This is a genomic window from Enterobacter sp. 01-M-03-SI-ECC (assembly GCF_047530215.1).
GTDB lineage: Bacteria > Pseudomonadota > Gammaproteobacteria > Enterobacterales > Enterobacteriaceae > Enterobacter > Enterobacter chengduensis.
In genome coordinates this window covers 1-16841 of record NZ_JBLKDA010000019.1, presented here as the reverse complement: position 1 = coordinate 16841, position 16841 = coordinate 1, and the positions used below count along the sequence as shown (strand labels likewise).

The 16841-nt window shown below is 46.5% G+C and carries 14 protein-coding genes and 1 pseudogene; 11 read left to right on the top strand and 4 right to left on the bottom strand.

The genetic code is table 11. The annotated features are described in order from the left end of the window. Positions 1 to 455: 455 nt before the first annotated feature. Genes ACMWKK_RS16885 through ACMWKK_RS16875 form a run of 3 tightly spaced genes read left to right on the top strand, consistent with a single transcriptional unit; the run spans position 456 to position 2177 of the window. Positions 456 to 809, top strand: a complete 354-nt coding sequence (locus ACMWKK_RS16885; protein WP_152043870.1) for a hypothetical protein — start codon at positions 456 to 458, stop codon at positions 807 to 809. A gap of 15 nt (positions 810 to 824) precedes the next feature. Then, positions 825 to 1334 (top strand): M50 family metallopeptidase, encoded by a 510-nt coding sequence (locus ACMWKK_RS16880; RefSeq protein ID WP_152043871.1) that lies wholly within the window; start codon positions 825 to 827, stop codon positions 1332 to 1334. Positions 1335 to 1385: 51 nt separating this feature from the next. After that, a complete protein-coding gene (locus ACMWKK_RS16875) occupies positions 1386 to 2177 on the top strand; it encodes a tyrosine-type recombinase/integrase (protein ID WP_152043882.1) in 792 nt (263 codons plus the stop codon). A 271-nt stretch (positions 2178 to 2448) separates the two neighbouring features. On the opposite strand, the gene ACMWKK_RS16870 is transcribed toward ACMWKK_RS16875, so the two are convergent. Beyond that, complete coding sequence (locus ACMWKK_RS16870; RefSeq protein WP_152043872.1) at positions 2449 to 3060, bottom strand: GNAT family N-acetyltransferase; 612 nt, start codon at positions 3058 to 3060, stop codon at positions 2449 to 2451. 204 nt (positions 3061 to 3264) lie between these two features. On the opposite strand from ACMWKK_RS16870, the gene ACMWKK_RS16865 reads away from it, so the two are divergent. Next, positions 3265 to 4149, top strand: coding sequence for an ATP-grasp fold amidoligase family protein (locus tag ACMWKK_RS16865; protein ID WP_152043873.1), 885 nt, complete (start codon positions 3265 to 3267; stop codon positions 4147 to 4149). A gap of 43 nt (positions 4150 to 4192) precedes the next feature. Here ACMWKK_RS16865 and ACMWKK_RS16860 read toward each other — a convergent pair. Beyond that, a pseudogene (locus ACMWKK_RS16860) lies at positions 4193 to 4969 on the bottom strand (MipA/OmpV family protein). Positions 4970 to 5074: 105 nt separating this feature from the next. Here ACMWKK_RS16860 and ACMWKK_RS16855 point away from each other — a divergent pair. After that, positions 5075 to 5761: a response regulator gene (locus ACMWKK_RS16855; protein ID WP_152043875.1), complete on the top strand. Its 687-nt coding sequence runs from the start codon at positions 5075 to 5077 to the stop codon at positions 5759 to 5761. Beyond that, on the top strand, positions 5758 to 6945 hold the full coding sequence (locus ACMWKK_RS16850; RefSeq protein ID WP_152043876.1) for a sensor histidine kinase: 1188 nt from the start codon (positions 5758 to 5760) through the stop codon (positions 6943 to 6945). The genes ACMWKK_RS16855 and ACMWKK_RS16850 overlap by 4 nt, the downstream gene beginning before the upstream one ends. Positions 6946 to 7227: 282 nt before the next feature. On the opposite strand, the gene ACMWKK_RS16845 is transcribed toward ACMWKK_RS16850, so the two are convergent. Continuing rightward, a complete protein-coding gene (locus ACMWKK_RS16845) occupies positions 7228 to 8118 on the bottom strand; it encodes a GNAT family N-acetyltransferase (protein ID WP_152043877.1) in 891 nt (296 codons plus the stop codon). Between the two features lie 22 nt (positions 8119 to 8140). Beyond that, positions 8141 to 9559 (bottom strand): efflux transporter outer membrane subunit, encoded by a 1419-nt coding sequence (locus tag ACMWKK_RS16840; protein WP_198996554.1) that lies wholly within the window; start codon positions 9557 to 9559, stop codon positions 8141 to 8143. Positions 9560 to 9789: 230 nt separating this feature from the next. Between ACMWKK_RS16840 and ACMWKK_RS16835 the strand changes: the two genes are divergently transcribed. From ACMWKK_RS16835 to ACMWKK_RS16815, 5 genes are all read left to right on the top strand, one after another. Further along, positions 9790 to 10896, top strand: a complete 1107-nt coding sequence (locus ACMWKK_RS16835) for an efflux RND transporter periplasmic adaptor subunit (protein ID WP_152043879.1) — start codon at positions 9790 to 9792, stop codon at positions 10894 to 10896. Further along, positions 10893 to 13475 carry an efflux RND transporter permease subunit gene (locus tag ACMWKK_RS16830; protein WP_301512092.1) on the top strand — a complete coding sequence of 861 codons (2583 nt, stop codon included), beginning with the start codon at positions 10893 to 10895 and terminating at the stop codon, positions 13473 to 13475. Before ACMWKK_RS16835 ends, ACMWKK_RS16830 begins: the two co-directional genes overlap by 4 nt. Positions 13476 to 14589: 1114 nt before the next feature. Then, positions 14590 to 15480 (top strand): integrase domain-containing protein, encoded by an 891-nt coding sequence (locus ACMWKK_RS16825; RefSeq protein WP_152043842.1) that lies wholly within the window; start codon positions 14590 to 14592, stop codon positions 15478 to 15480. Continuing rightward, positions 15473 to 15718, top strand: a complete 246-nt coding sequence (locus ACMWKK_RS16820) for a hypothetical protein (protein ID WP_152043841.1) — start codon at positions 15473 to 15475, stop codon at positions 15716 to 15718. The genes ACMWKK_RS16825 and ACMWKK_RS16820 overlap by 8 nt, the downstream gene beginning before the upstream one ends. 390 nt (positions 15719 to 16108) lie before the next feature. Further along, complete coding sequence (locus ACMWKK_RS16815; protein WP_152043840.1) at positions 16109 to 16480, top strand: hypothetical protein; 372 nt, start codon at positions 16109 to 16111, stop codon at positions 16478 to 16480. The last annotated feature ends 361 nt before the right edge of the window (positions 16481 to 16841 follow it).

Sequence of the window (16841 nt, the reverse complement as noted above, 5' to 3'; positions counted from 1 at the left end):
CAATGCGGAAAGAAAGGGTGGCGTCGGGGCGGGGGAAGGTTTGACGGCGGGACTATTTTCATGAAAGGTATTGGGGGAGATCAGTGAGCAAACGAATGCCGGTTGAAATACAACAAATATTTGAGGCGCTGATATGTATCGGACACACCCGTCTCTGGCTTCGTGATAACGGAAAGTACAATCGCCTTATCATTACCAGGGATAACCTAGTCGCTGCCAGCTATAACCCATACCTCAGGAGCTGGAATTTTCGCAAAAATGCCTGTCGGGTGAATGACAATACGAAAAATGAATCCCCACCAGGGGGCTTCCTCACTGAACTCATAGACCCAGGTCATGCAGCACAACAGATATATCTAATAAATGACTGGTAATAGCAAAAGCCACCCGCAATTGAACCAATCAATGATGGCGGGATTTCTCTATAAAGCAGCGTAACAACAAAGGAGTTAAGGATGGGGCGTTCCACTAAGGTGATTATCAAGGGGAGGGAGTTTCCTTCCAAAAAAGCAGCTGTGGGGCATTTCATGGATCAGCGTGAAACAGTCAAAGAAGCGGGCCCGCTGAAAGAGGGAAAATTGTTTGATGAATTACGCGAGCTTTATCTGCGTTACTGCGAAGTGACCAGCTTTGATCTTAATGGAAGGATTATCTATGCCTTCAGTGTGGATTATGAGCCGCGACAGAACGGTCAGACCTGGGCATCTCACCTGTGCTACTGGGTACATTTCTCGCCGAAGCAGAGTTTGTCCTTTTCGGTCAGAGAAGCGGTGGATGAAATTGCAAAAGCTGCTGCTAAACAAATTTAATGGCGGGCGGGATTTATGATTAAAGAAATTCCATTGCTCTCTTTTGAATATCTGCATTACATCGTTGATAGCCTTGGATGGATGCTGCCGGTTTATTTATATCTCTTCAGTTTTATTTACGCATTTATTCATGAATCCGGACATGCCCTTATGGCCATGTGCCTGGGAACTCGGGTAACGCGCTTTCAAGTGGGGAAACCTGTCTTGTTCCGGTTCAAAAGGGGCAGACTTATCCTGAAGTTTGGATTGCTTTTTCCGGACGGAGGTGTCAGTTACCACTATGCGAATGATGCCCCCAGGTGGAAAGTTATGGCGGCGGCGCTGGCCGGTCCATTATTGCCCGTGATTCTGTCAGTACCAGTTTTTACTCTTACCGGTATTCAGCCACTAATGGTCATTGCCGGGTTGATTGTAATGATACTGACTCTGGTTAACCTAAATCCCTTCATGATGGAAACAGATGGCCAGAAAGTTCTCAAGCATCTGCATGCCATAGTTCAGGGGCGGAAGGTCCTGAATTCCTGAGCAACTGTTACACGAGTTCTATCTACTTAGTTGAAAGGAATGCTGATGAAGATGTCTCTTCTTGGTCTGCCAAGCGAATATGTTGCCCAGTCACAGCAGCTTCCTGTGGCTATCGACTATCCGGCGGCGCTGGCGCTGCGGAAGATGGCTCTTTTGCATGTCGAACTGCCGAAATACCTGCTGGCGCCGGAAGTGAGCGCGTTACTCCATTATGTCCCGGATCTGCACCGCAAAATGCTGCTAGAGACGCTTTGGAACATCGGCGCGCGCATCAACGAAGCGCTGGCGCTGACGAGGGGCGATTTTTCTTTGACGCCGCCTTGGCCGTTTGTACAGTTGGCCACTCTCAAGCAGCGCACGGAAAAAGCGGCCAGAGCAGCAGGGCGTGCGTTAGCCGACAGTCAGGTACATCGCTTGGTCCCCCTCTCAGATAATCAGTACGTCAGCCAGCTGCAGATGTTAGTGGCTACCCTGAAAATTCCGCTGGAGCGTAAACACAAACGTACCGGCAGAATGGAAAAGGCACGCATCTGGGAGATCACCGACCGGACGGCAAGGACATGGGTGAATGAAGCGGTTGAAGCCGCTGCGGCCGACGGCGTGAGGTTCTCAGTGCCGGTGACGCCTCTCACGTTCCGTCACTCCTATGCCATGCACATGCTGTACGCCGGTATTCCGCTGAAGGTGCTACAGAGTCTGATGGGGCATAAGTCGGTAAGCTCGACGGAGGTGTACACGAAGGTGTTTGCCCTTGATGTCGCTGCCAGACACCGGGTTCAGTTTCAGATGCCTACAGATGAAGCAGTAAGTTTGATGAAGCAGATTACTCAACATGTGGAGTAAACCGGCACTATACAGATCAGCCAGAATTATCTAATCGAAGCGCGCGGCTGTATCTCGTCAAACAGATTTAGTTGAGTGACACGCTCCTCAATAATAGATGCGGTGCGGACTTAGCCATGTCCGCTTGGCACACAGAGGATCTTTAGATCCGTCAAGGCTGTGGTTATGCAGACATCGTTCAGATTGTTAATGACAGAAAATAGTTAGAATAAATCTCCGCAGCAGAAATCAAGGATTAGTGAGAGTGTTGTTGAGTCTGTCTTCAAGAAAATCACAACCTTTTACAAAATAGGTAAGACGTTACCTCCAGGGTTCGTGGGCCTATTTTCAGGTGCACTCTCTTTTTGCCAGCCTCCTGAAAACCTCTTTTCTGATAAAACTGGAACGTGGAACCCGTATCGGTGAAAAGATAAATTTTTTTTCCTTTTTCCCTGGCCTCAAGCTCTTTAAGCAGGAGGGAGCCAATTCCAGCTCCTTTCGTTTCAGGGGCGACGGCAAAAAAAGTAATTTCACCATCGAACTGAGAGCAATGTGAATTTTCCTGTAACATTTTCATATTGAGGTTGTCCAGTTCCTCACCGGAATGACCGTATAATTTTCTTATAATCCACTCTAATGTCGCAACGAAAATCTTCCGCAAAACGGAACTACAGATTGCTGGGTGATCGTTCATTTTTGCTATAAGTACACCAGACAACTTGTCCCCTGAATAAGCTCCCATAAGATGAGTTGCATGTAATAACTCATAATTCCAGTAGTGTTGTATGTACAATAAAAGATGCAGCCTACTTGATGTGTACCAGCTGAGATGCATGCCAGAAATAGCAAACTGCCTGGCTCTGCGATGGTCTTTCTTTTGAACTTCTTTAATGGTTATGTCCATGCTCAACTCTTATGAAATCCTGTTTGTTAAATGTTGTGGCTGACTTATAATAAACCGGAACGTGATTTTATTATCGCCACTTTTTATTATTTACGTATGTTTACGAAAATACATCCCAATCTTAACGGTTTCTCAATACTTCCTTGACTGAGAATTGACAAGTGCAGGTTAAATTGACTCTGTCATTTATCCTGGGGATTTATCATGTTTTTAAGTAAATTTAAAATGATTGAGTATCAGTTCAAGGTTTTCAGAACACTGTTTGTTAGCGATGAGGAGTATCGCAGGAAAAAATTTAAAAAAATTTTTGGTAAAGAAGTCTCCTTGACATCACCGAAAACGCTGAACGAAAAAATTAATTACAGAATGGTTAATCAGCGAAGTGATTTCTTTACGCTAGTTGCAGATAAAATTTCCGTACGAGATTATGTTGAACTTGCCATTGGTCCTGAGTATCTTGTTCCTTTGTTGGGCGTTTTCGAAAAGCCAGAAGAAATTGAATTTAGCAGACTTCCATTGAGTTTCGTTATGAAGTGCAATCATGACAGTGGAAGCGCAATTATATGCAATAATAAATATAATCTTGATCTGGAAAATGTCATCCGCCATTTTAAACAGCATCTCAAAAGAAATCCGTATTACACCAACCGTGAATGGCAGTACAAAAACATTAAGCCGCGTATCTTAATTGAAGAAAAAGTAGAATTGTTTCGTGGTAAATCGCGGGATACCACACCAGAAATGTTCAGAATACATTGTTTCCATGGCAGACCACACTTTATTGAGGTCGACTTCACGTCGGGCAATGGCAACGAGCATGTAAACATCTATAACACTGAATGGGAGTTGGAGCCATTTACTCTGGGGTATGCCAACACACCGAATCCAATCGACAGGCCAGCATCCTTCAATAAAATGCTTAGCTTAGCCAGTAAGATAGCTATTGATTTTGACTATTGCCGTCTGGATTTTATGGCATCTGACGACGCTATATTTTTTAGTGAAATTACACTGACACCAGAAAGCGGTCAACTAAAGTTTAATCCTCCAGAATGGGACGCAAAGCTTGGCCGGTTGTGGGTGCTTTAAATTATCTGGCGGCATAATGCCGTCAGATAACTGATGCCAGCGTTTAAAAATTATATAATGCGCCAATAGTAAAAGTGATGTAATCATCCTTTTTAACAATCGGGCTTCTGTTTACACGGTTCGGTAGAGTGGTGTAACGAAAATCAGCATATCCTGACCAGGAGTCAGTGAATGCATGCTGCCAGTTAATAGTATAATCAATACTGCTCATTCCGCTTCCGGCATTGTATTTTCTGTAACCTGAATTTGTACTTTGTCTTTCATTAACACCAAACTAGGTGTCATTAAATCGTGCATCACCGTATTTACCTTCCGAGCTAACTGTCAGCGTATCTGTATCATTATTAAAGAGAACGAGATTGACTTTAACGTTATACTGCATACCTTGACTGTCTGTCAGTGGTGCAATAATATTCCCTTCAAAACCGACCCAGGGGGTTATCCACCATCCAACAGTAGTCGTACTCGTTATTGCTGGCTTGATTTTTCCCATGCCTTTCAGTTTTTTCGACCCCTCCTGAATCCAGGAGTTACCTTTATCAGTTCTCCCGACAGAATATCCTAAAGCCTGACCAATATAAATACCATTATCAAATTGCCGGGTATAACCCGCCCCTTTTTCGGAGTTCAGAAACCAGGTGTCGTTACTCCATTCAATATAGGGCAATACGTTCGTGTTATATTTATCAGCCCCCGTATATTCCGGAGCATACTGTGCACCCAGTCCAATCGTTAGGGATGGTGTGGCATTTTCAGATGCTGCCTGCGATGAAAATGACAAGGTAACTAATGTCGCGATGGCAAATTTTATTTCCTTCATAAAACTCCCGAAATGAATTATGCTTATATAAAAAGGAAACATAGTATGCATGCAGATAATCAAAAAACCCGCAAGATTTAATCAAGATTCAGTCAAGGTGCGAATATGAAACGTGTCTTAATTATTGAAGACGACCTCGATGCTGCGAATGTGCTTGAGGCATACCTTAAACACGATCAGTTTGTAACGGCGGTAGCCAGTAATGGTCAACATGGTCTGGAACTGGTCTTTAGCTGGAAACCCGACCTCGTTTTGCTGGACGTCATGCTACCAGCAATGAGCGGAACGGACGTTCTGCTGGCTGTACGCCGCAGGAGTGATGTACCGGTGATCATGATCACCGCCGTGAGCGATGGTAGCGACAAAATCAGTGCGCTGCGTTTTGGTGCGGATGACTATGTCGTAAAACCCTACAACCCGGGCGAGGTCGTTGCCCGTGTACGCGCTGTTCTCAGAAGATATTCGAGTGAGCGAGTCACCAATATTATTCAGTTCAGAGGACTTAAAGCGGATATGGAGTCGATGCAGGCAACGGTTGAAGATGAACAGGGTGCATCTACATTATTAGATCTGACTCCAACGGAATTCTCACTACTTGTGACTTTCCTTAAATCGCCCAATAAGGCGTTTACCCGGCAGGCATTACTGGAAGCTTGCCTGCCTGACAGTTATGCACTCGAACGTGTTGTGGACACGCATATTTATAACTTACGCAAAAAGCTTGAGTCCGCTGGTCAGACAGATCTCCTCGTTAACATCAGAGGCATTGGCTACAGGTTTTCAAACATATGAAGATGGATCAAAACAGACAAAAAAAGGAGCCAGGAACCTTATGGTCCTGGATTTGCGGCCGTCTGATATCCCTTGCTGTTGGCTGTATCATTCTGATCGCTTTTTTGATGTGGTTACGCTTTTATGTGCAGAACAAATGGCATGAATACCGCATGCCGGAAGATGTACGGGCTGAACTTGCCGTACTGATAAAAAATCCGCGCCTGAATATAAATCGTTATCACGAGATTATTGATACCTGGTATGGCCTTTCTTATTCCGACCCCTCAATGGGTGTAATGGACTGGCTAGTACTAGGAGCCCTGATACTGTTCTTCATACCGGTGATCGTCCTGATTACCCTTAAGGCCGCGCGCCCTATTTCGCGTCATATCGGCAGACTCGATCGCGCAGCCCGATCAGTTTCTGAAGGTGGGTTCGGCTTTAAAGTGCCCGTTCCGGATATCCTGCCGCTTGAATTGCAACGTCTTAGTGAAAACTTCAATGATATGTCAGTGAAGCTTGAACGTTATGAAAAGGATTTAAAAAAGGCCCATGTAACGCTGGCACATGAGCTTCGTTCCCCACTAACCGCTGCTACAGGTCGCCTGCAGGGTATGATTGACGGAATATTTGAGCCAGACGAAGACCAGTTGAAGATGGTGATGCGTCAGCTTAACGAGCTGAACAGGCTCGTCGAAGATCTGCATCTTCTTAAACTGGCCGATGCCGGTCAGCTTAACCTGGATGTTATGCCAGTAAACCTCAGTGATATTGTACGGGAAAAAATCGCGTGGATAACGCCTTCCGCTAAAAAAGTTGGGGTGGATATTATCCACCATCAGAAACAAACAATCACTTGCATGGCTGATCCGTACCGTATAGGCCAGGTGTTCCTGATACTGATGGATAATGCGCTACGCTATGCAGCTGACGGTGGGGTCCTTGATATAAGCTATCGTTCTTCCTCTGAAGCTGTTGTTGTAGTGTTCAAAGATAGCGGCCCGGCAGTTGCTGATAACTTCCTTGACAGTATCTTCACTCCTTTTGTGCGTGAAGATGTATCCCGCTCGCGTCATAGCGGGGGATCAGGACTGGGTTTATCAATTGCGCGGGCAATCTGTGAAGCTCATGGCGGAAGACTAAGCGCTGAAAAAAACAAAGAAAAAGGATTATCTTTCTGCATAACCCTCCCCAGGCATTAAATTTTTCAGCCATTGAAGCATTCTTAACAATGCGTGTACAGTTCCTTGATTATCGTCTGATTAAATGCATGGTAAACGGAGGTTTACCATGTTGTCAGGTTTTATTGAGAGTTTCTTGTCAGCATGCGATAAATTTGATGATAGCTGTGTCTGGATTATCATTATCGCGATTATAATTTTTGTCATTCAACTTTTTGTGGCTATCCTCCTGGACACAAGTCACTCAAACCGGAATAAAAAATAGACTGCATCGATACGTTTATTTTGGGCGATGCCGGATAGCTAATAGCACAGCACTTTTCCTGTTTTAGTGGCCTCTGACCATCTCAGTTTGTATTCCCAGTTTTTTTCGAACATCCCTATTGAAAAAGCCATCTTTTTATTCTGTATGGCGCATATTCTGCGGGCGTCAGAGATATTTGACCACATGAGCAGGCTTCCAGGGCTGTACTGTGAAAACTGTGGGTCCAACCCCCCATTCGGCACATCAAAATAGATCATATTTTCACTCGATGCTGCAAGAACCAGATCGATGGCACAAGGTACGCCTGCAAAAAACATAACATTGCCAAAAATCATATGGCGAACAGAGGACAGCAGTTCAAAAATTTTCTGTCGGTCATAGCATCTGACTCTGTCTGCAAAACGCAGTTTAAACAGATGCACATAAAGTTGCGCAATCTCTCCTGCTGATATGTCAGCAAGTCGATAGCTTTCGCCTCCCTGAGATAAAAACTTTCTGAGTTCGCTATTTCTCTTTTTGGTTGTTTTAACCGAAAAGGAGTCTTTAACGCGACACACCTGCCTTTTCGTTCGGTAGATAAAAGCAGAGTTAATTATGTTTGCCCGGTTATCAGATGACAGCCGGTTTGTCTTTTCAGGTAGCCAGATTTTTTGCTCAGCCGCAACAGGAAGCATAATTTCGTCGAAGGAGACCGGGTATTCGCGCCAGACATTTAAACCAATATTCTTATTATCAACGGTGAAATAAGCTGCCGTAGTTATCCCATTTTGACAATAATGCCAGAATTGAAACTTCATTCGGCCCTGGTTCATAAAAAACATGACCATGTCGGGGTGCATATTCACGCTACCGCCAAATTTATAATATGCTGCAGCGTAAACATCATAATTACAGGGAACCCACCCCATAATGGTATGTTTAAGACTCATAATCCTGTGTCCCAAAAAATAATCAGATAGCGCTATCGCCGCCCAGAACAGAATACAGTTTTACGCCCTGGATAAGGTATTTCAGACGTGATTCCAGTAACTGTTTACGTGCTTCAAGAAGTTCATTGTTCTTATGTACCAGACCTTCTGTACTCAACTGGCCTGCCGTCTGCGTCATTACGGACATCTGGTATTGTGTCATTGCAGCCGTGTAAATCGCCTCACTATTGCCATACCGGGCTTTCATAGCCGCCTGTCCTGCAAGTGCATCGGATACATCCCTGAAAGCCTGCTGTATCGCCTTCTGGTAATTGACAATTTCGACCTGTTTATTCAGTTCAGCGATGCTCAGATTTGCGGCATTTTTCCCGCCATCGAATATCGGCAGGTTAAGCGAGGGGACAAAACTCCAGCTTGCCGTTCCGGCGGACAGGAGGTTGCTCAGCTCTGCTGAGGTTGAGCCACCCGCCGCGGTTATTGAAACCGACGGGAAGAATGCGGCACGCGCGGCGCCGATTCGGGCATTAGCTGCTTTCAGAGCATATTCTGCTGAAACAACATCCGGGCGTCTTAGCAGTACATCCGAAGGAAGTCCGCTTTGAAGAAGGGGGAAACGCCAGTTCTGGCTGAGTGCGACGTTCTTGAATAATGAAGCGGGCAGCGGCTGACCGACTAAAAGCTGTAATGCATTGTAATTCTGCTGTGCCTGCAATTTAAATGTCATCAGTTCTGTTTGTGCGCGTTCAGCTTCTTTATCGGCTTCAATAACATCATTCTGTGTCAGTGCCCCCTCCAGGTATGCCTGATGCACCATTTCTTTTTCTGTCAGCTTATTCTTCAGAAGCTGAGTGGATATTTCTGCAGCCTCACGGCTGGACAGATAATTGAAATATGCGCTCACTGTTTGTTCTATTAAATTGATTCGCAGCGCCCGGGATGTTGCACCGGCGGCAAGATATTCATTCAGAGATGCTTCTTTCAGGCTGCGCAGTCGCCCCCAGAAATCAATTTCCCATGACGCTGAAACCAGTTTCGCATCGAACTGATGATACGTAACAGCTCCTGTATCGACTGTGTCATAAATTCCTGCGGGCTCATGTGCAGCTGTTTTCTCGACAGTCATACCAATATTAGGAAGCGTGGACAAACGGTCTGCACCATATTGTTCCCCGACCTTTTTAAGATTCAGAGCAGACACCTGCAAATCTTTATTGCCTGCGATGGTCAGTTTGATCAGTTGTTGCAGTTTTTCGTCATTGAAATAAGGCGCAGAAGAACGGGCAACGTTTGTTCCCTGAAGAGAAACTTCCTGTTGATTCCACTTCAACGGGATCGCTGTTTCCGGCCTGTGATAATCCGGCATCAGGCCACAGCCTGAAAGCAATAATGCCGAAAACAATGTGATGGTTAAGGATGTAAATCTTGTAGTTTCCGGTATCATTACTCTTCCCCGAAGTCATGTTAATTGCCATAGCCGACGGCCATATCCGTCCCTCAGACAGATTATCCAGACCTTTATCAATAAACGGTCAAGGGCAATTCAAGGTTGATGCAATATGCCAGGAAAGAATGACTTTTTTATATCCATTGACTGTATCTTGATAATTCCTGAAGCGTTCCTTGTTCTTTGTGCGGTTAGATAACGATCTGGAATAAACCGGGATTTACACGATGCAATATCACAAAAAACACATCATTCAGAAGCCGCTCACTTCAGTTTCAGGTCTGGGCGTATGTGCATTTAGCATGTTACTGCTCCTAACGGGCTGTGATGATAGTCAGGTTGCACCTGCTTCTTTGCGGCCGGTTAAAACCTGGGTCGTTCAGGAGGCGCAACATGTCCCTCCATTAACCTGGACTGGCACCATTGAGCCCTCAGAAGAGGTTACTCTCCAGTTTCGTATTGACGGAAAACTGGCCAGAAAACTGGTAGATGTCGGCGCGAAAGTGACAAAAAACCAGCCCGTTGCTCTGCTGAGTGGCTCCATGAGCCAGGGCGAGAAAGCGGCGGCGGTGGCTGAATATCAGGAAGCCGTAGCAGCGGAACAAAAAGGACGTCAGGAACTTGAGAGGACAAAAAAACTGTTCGCTATAGGAACGGCATCCAGAGCACAGCTTGAGGAGGCGGTGTCCTCTGTTGCAGCATTGAACGCACGTAAAGCCCGGGCTCAGGCTCAAAAAGATGCAGCGCTCAACGAATCGGATTTCAGTACGCTGAGAGCGCCTTTTGATGGTGTGGTCACGTCGTATCTCCCTTATTCCGGACAAACCATCGCTGCGGGCCAGGATATCCTAAAAGTTTCCTCTTCGAAGGCTGAGGTACAGTTCAGTGTTTCGTCCGGGCTGGCTTCAAAATTACATGCCGGAGACCCGGTATCCGTCAACGACGGGGTCTCACGGATCAAAGGGCAAATAAGGTATATCACACCCCAGCTTGATAGCAGCACACGTACGAGTCTGGTCCGTGCAACGCTCTCTGCAGCGGAAAACGAACCTGTGTTTGGATCTGCTGTATCAGTCGAACTGAGTGCGTATGACGATACCGTTATTCCTCTACCTGCCTCTGCACTGACCCGGGCAGGTAACCAGCCCGCTGTATTTATCGTTGATCCGAAACTCGGGAAGCTCGTCATCCGTCCGATAAATATTGTTCGTTTCTCTGACGATAAGGCCTATGTATCCTCTGGCCTCAAAGCAGGCGAAAAAGTGGTTACTGCCGGTGTTAATACGCTACAGGACGGCGAAAAGGTGGATGTCAGCGCTGAGGCAATGAAATGAATCTGGATAAACATAACCTTTCATCCTGGGCACTGGCCCATCAGCAGATGGTCAGTTTTTTCCTGCTGATCATCATGGCGGCGGGCTGCCTTTCGTTTACCGCACTGTCGCGGGATGAGGATCCTGCGTTTACGATAAAAACAGCTGTTATCAGTGCCGACTGGCCCGGTGCAACGCCGGCGGACATGGTGAACCTCGTTGCCGATCCAATTGAGAAGACAGTTCAGGAGCTTCGGTGGTTTGACAGTGTTGACAGTCAGACCCGAAATGGTCATACAAAAGTCACTGTCAATTTGCTGGATGCCACACCTCCGTCGGAAGTGAAACCGTCATGGCAGGAGCTACGCAAAAAAATTCGGGATCTCGCCGCCACGCTTCCTGCAGGGGTTAACGAGCCGGTGGTGAATGATGAATATGATGCCACCTACGGCACCATTTACGGCATTACCGGGGACGGTTTTTCCAGTGATGAGTTGCGAAACATTGCAGATCAGGTTCAGCGCGATCTCCGTTCTGTGAAAGATATTGGACGCACTGTGCAGCTTGGCGTACAGCAGCAACAGGTTATTCTTAGCTTCTCAGCACGCCAACTGGCCACACTGGGCATTTCTCCTGATGAAATTATGGCTGTACTGAAGAGCAGCAATGCCGTTACGCCTTCAGGCGAGCTGCGAACGCGTGATGACCGGATGAGTCTTCTTGTCAGCGGTGCAAAACTTACTGAAGATGCTCTCAAGCGTATCAGCCTGCGTTCCGGGGAGCGTATTCTTTCCCTGGCTGATATTGTCACCGTGACCAGAAAAGCCTCAGAAACACCTCAGCCGGTTTTCCATGTTAATGGACATCCGGCGCTTGGCATCGGTATAGCTATGCTATCGGGTGGAAACATGCTGCAGTTTGGCGAGGCTCTTGATCAAAAGCTTGAGCAGATTAAGGCCAGACTTCCGCATGGCATTACCATAACGAAAGTCGCCAACCAGCCAGCTATTGTTGACGAAGCCGTGGATGGGTTTCTGCATGTGCTGATGGAGGCCATTATCATCGTGATAGCGGTCTCATTTGTTTCTTTAGGGCTGCGCGCAGGTCTGGTCGTTGCCGTGGCCATTCCAATTGTTCTGGCTTTGACCTTTACCGGGATGGATTTGGCAGGTATTGGGCTGCAACGAATCTCGCTGGGCGCGTTAATTATTGCGCTGGGATTGCTCGTGGATGACGCGATGATCACTATCGAGTCAATGGTATCGCACCTTGAGAAAGGGGAGCCTCTGCGAAAGGCGGCATCAAGTGCCTTTGTGAAAACCGCGTTTCCGATGTTAACCGGGACACTGGTTATGATTGCCGGATTCATCCCTGTGGGGTTCGCCAAATCAATGGCGGGTGAATACTGCTATTCATTATTTGCCGTTATCTTTATTTCTCTGCTCAGCTCGTGGGTTGTTGCCGTGCTTTTTTCACCAATCAGTGGTGTATGGCTGCTGAAAGGGGCAAAGCTGCAGCAGCACGATGAAACCAAAACCGGACGACTGGCAGGCATGTATCACAGCCTGCTCGCATTTTCGTTCCGCCATCGTCCTGCGGTTATCATTTCATCCGTACTGCTTTTCGGCGTTTCAGTGTTTAGCAGCCAATGGCTCAAAAGTGAGTTTTTCCCGGCATCGGATCGCCCGGAGCTGCTTGTGAGTCTGACATTGCCGCAAAATACAACGCAATATGTTACGGAACAGGAGACCCGACGTCTTGAAAATATTCTGGATAAAGACGAAGGGGTCAGTGGATATTCCTCTTATATTGGTACTGGCGCGGTTCGTTTCTATCTGCCAATGGATATTCTTTCTGATGCTGAGAATATTTCCCAGCTTGTTGTCGTGGCAAAAGACCTTGAGGCCAGGGAGAAGCTGCAGGCCAGGCTGACCAGAATTATGAATGAGCAGTTCAGCGATATCGTTACCCGTGTCTCACCGCTGGAACTAGGTCCCCCGATAGGCTGGCCGCTTAAATACAGGGTCACCGGTCCGGATTTTAATCAGACGCGAATTTATGCCCGGCAACTTTCCGGCCTGCTGGCAAAGGACTCGCGAGTGACAGGGCTGAATATGACGGCTGGTGATCCGCAGCGTACGGTCAATATTCAGATAAACCAGGCTGCAGCAGGGATGGCGGGACTGACCTCGGAGCGTATTGCTAACATGCTGAACATGTTTTACTCCGGTCTTTCTGTCACAGAGTTGAGAGAGAAAAATCACCGTACTGAAGTCATTTTACAGGGTAACGAAGATGACAGGAATAATCTTTCCGGTCTAGAAGGGACACTAATTACCACTGAATCGGGTACGAAAATCCCGTTATCGCAGGTGGCATCATTTTCATGGGATTTAAAGAGCCCGGAAATACAACGCCGTAACCGGGAAGCATCTGTAACTATCCAGGGGGATGTGATCAAGGGGCAAAATGTTGATAGCGTCGGTGCTGAACTTGAGCAGGTGATCACCGAATTCCGTTCAGAACTACCGACCGGGTATGTGGGCGAACGCAGAGTATCTAACATATCTCAGACAATAAATCATGGATGTTGTCGTTAGTTATTTCGTTCCGTTGACCAGAAGGGGAAGGGAGTTACACTCGTATTTAGGCGCTTATGTAGCAATGCAATATCATCATAATAAAAAATCATTCTATCAAATCGCAACACAGTTATCAGTGTGTTATACAACTACCATTTAGAATTATTGTTTTTATATTTACTCTTCCATAGCTCATAATAGCAACCAGTTTAAATCAATCACAGATAAAAACTTGTTAAAGGATCGCTCTCCGATCTAATATCTTACTCGTTGTACCGTTGCGTTGTATGCAACACGCCAATGCCTCGGTGATCTGAGAGAGGCGCCTTCGGGTGATCGCCATGCCAATGCCACCGTAACCTGAGAGGTGGCGCCTTCGGGCGGTAACTTCGTTTACCCTTTGAAAACGAAGATCGCATACAGTTTGAATCTGGCGATTAAGGTCCCTTTCACTTCTGTATCTGTTTTCAGATACGTCTTGCAGCCGCTGTCTGGGTGCAATTTTCTTATCGTTTTCACTCTTTATGACGCTGCAGGCCGTTGCGAACTTTGCGGCGTGGGTATGACCATTTGGCACATTTGGGCATCTTCCACGGTTGCATTGAGAGCAGAGGAGCGCGGCGTCACTTGTGCACGAGTGAAACGAGTACCAAGTGACGCGCGCAGCGCAAAACTGGCAGAGCTGACGCACTGCCATTTCGACAACTTTTTTACCAACTGACCAACACGTACTTAAAGGTTTTAAGAGCCTTAAAAACGTACTCCATTCACTGTTTGTTCATTTATCAACCAAACGCCTTTACCGTAAAAACGGGTAAGGACTTCATTCTGAAAGGAGAAAATCGACACGATATCGATGGCGACACCAGTCAACATTCTGGTGTGTGGAAGCAGACTGATTAATTTCAGCCCGGTGCAAACCGCGAACAGGTCAGAGACCTGGGGAGCTTCGCAATAACTCAACATTTCGCCGCCCCGATGCACAGATATCTGTCGAGACGCAGGAAGCGCAACCATAAACCGTGCCGTCGGGGTGAAATTCATCGTCTGTAGCTGTGGCGCAGCCGGTGTCAGTGCTTTTCCGTTCACGCAGACGGAAAAGCACTGACACCTGTTTAATGGAGGGTTGACTATGGCAAAACTGAATAAGAATTTAAAAACGCTTGCCAGACAGGCTGGCGGAAGTTTTAAAACTGTTTCCGACCGTATGAAAATTGCGGACAGGTTTGCTGAACGTTTATTAAAACTTAACGTCCAGATTAGAGATATTAAGAACATCAGGACGGGGCATATCGAGTTGTATATGAAGAGCCGTCTTTCCGAAGATATTTCCAGACGCACACTTCAGAACGAAATGGCAGCTATCCGGGCTTTGTTACGGGTTGCGGGTAAAACATTCATGGCAAATCCTTCTCACGAAAAACTGAGCAATCAGGCTCTGGGTATTTCGGAAACGAGCCGGGATGGAACTAAGGTGGCTATTCCCGATGCTTATTTTCGGCAGGTATTGACGAGTGTAGAGCAAAAGGATGATGGCGTTGCATGTGCAATGAGACTATCCAGATTACTCGGTTTAAGAACAGAAGAAACAGTACAGTCTGCTAAATCATTGCGTACCTGGCAAAAAGCTTTACTCAATGGTGACGAAAAAATACGTGTTGTATTCGGGACAAAAGGAGGACGTCCAAGAGATACAACGGTATTAGATCGTGACTCAACTCTGGCTGCAATCAATGCGTCCCTTAAACACTTGAATGAAAATAATGGAAAGTTGATTGATAAGCCATCATTACATACAGCTATTGAACGTTATCGCAATGTTGTCCGTGAATCCGGATTAACAGGAAAATATGCGCCTCATAGTTTACGTTATGCCTACTCTGTTGATGTCATGAATTATCATATGAAAAAAGGTTTCACTAAAGAAGAGGCACAGGCTCTGGCTTCAATGGATTTGGGACATGGCGATGGCAGGGGGCATTACGTGGCTCGTGTTTATAATAAGGTAAAGGGTAATGAGTAAAAGCATTTTTGTTTCTGGTGAGGATTTGTTTATTGGTCGTGTGTTTTTGGGATGGAAGGAAAGGATTTCACGTATTATCGACAGGGGACATTACGAGGTGGCCTGTTCACAGGAGGCTCATGCGCATTACGGCGACAAATTCACCCGTACTGATGCCTGTCTTTATTTCATCTATGGCGCACTGTCTGAAAGTTTCAGGAAATCTCTGAGAGAAAAAGAAAACGCTCATGATATGTAAAAAAATGATCCTGTTTTCTGGTCAATTTAAACATGACACAATGTGGGAAGATCTTTGCGTTGACACTTGCCTGAGGTGCTGGAATTGTGTACGCTTAATTTGCTAACGTTGTCTCTGACAACTGCCAATGCCTGAGTGATTTGAGACAGGCGCCTTCGGGTGATCACATGCCAATGCCACAGCAACCTGAGAGTGGCGCCTTCGGGTGGTTTAATCCTGTTTAACCTTTGCAAACAGGGGCCTGATAACCAGGTTAAGGTCTATTTCACGCTATGCCCTACGCATCCTTACCTTACATTTAATCCTCACGTCTGACGCTGTTGGTCGTGCCACTACCCCATTGGGAAACTTTCCCTCTGGGATCGGTTTCCCCTCAAAAGGAATCCGATCATGTATGAATCACGCACGTTGTCCGCTTATTACTCATCTCATCATGCCAGCGAGCAGATCGCTCACAAAATTACGCTGGCAAAAGCGGAAGGCGAGCTGCTGAGTATCGCAGCGCTACGCCGCCTTGACCTTAATACCGGGACAGATGAAGACGGTTTTCAGTTTTACGTCTGGGATATGGCTGCTGTTGCCCGTGACCTGGCTGAGTTGTCTGTCCGGAAACTCATACCTGACTCATGGGTAACATTCTATGACAGCCTCTGTCGTCTGGCAGAAAGCATCGATAAAGCAGCCTGGGATTTTTTTTATCAGGTTGCCATTAAAGATGAAGAGGCCTTTCTGACGATGGAAAGCCACGACGCTGATTTCTGACCACTGATACCTGACCCGCAGGGGATTTTCTCCCTGCGGAGAGAAATCCTCTCGTCCACAAACAAAGGATTTTTCTATGCTCAACCATACCGTTAACGCGATCTGTCTTGTCAGACCGGACAGTCCCGAATGGCACCACATGTGGGCAGAACTGTCCGCGTGTGGCCCGAATCGTGATTTACCGGACCCCACTGCCGCTGAAAACTTTGGTGAAGTGTGGCAGTACATGGAAACGCAGGATAGACTGGCCCCCTGAATCTCCAGACAGTTGGTATCACTTAAGTTAGTGATAGTCTTAATACTAGTTTTTAGACTAGTCGTTGGAGTCCGAATGATTGATGTTTTAGGTCCAGAGAAGCGC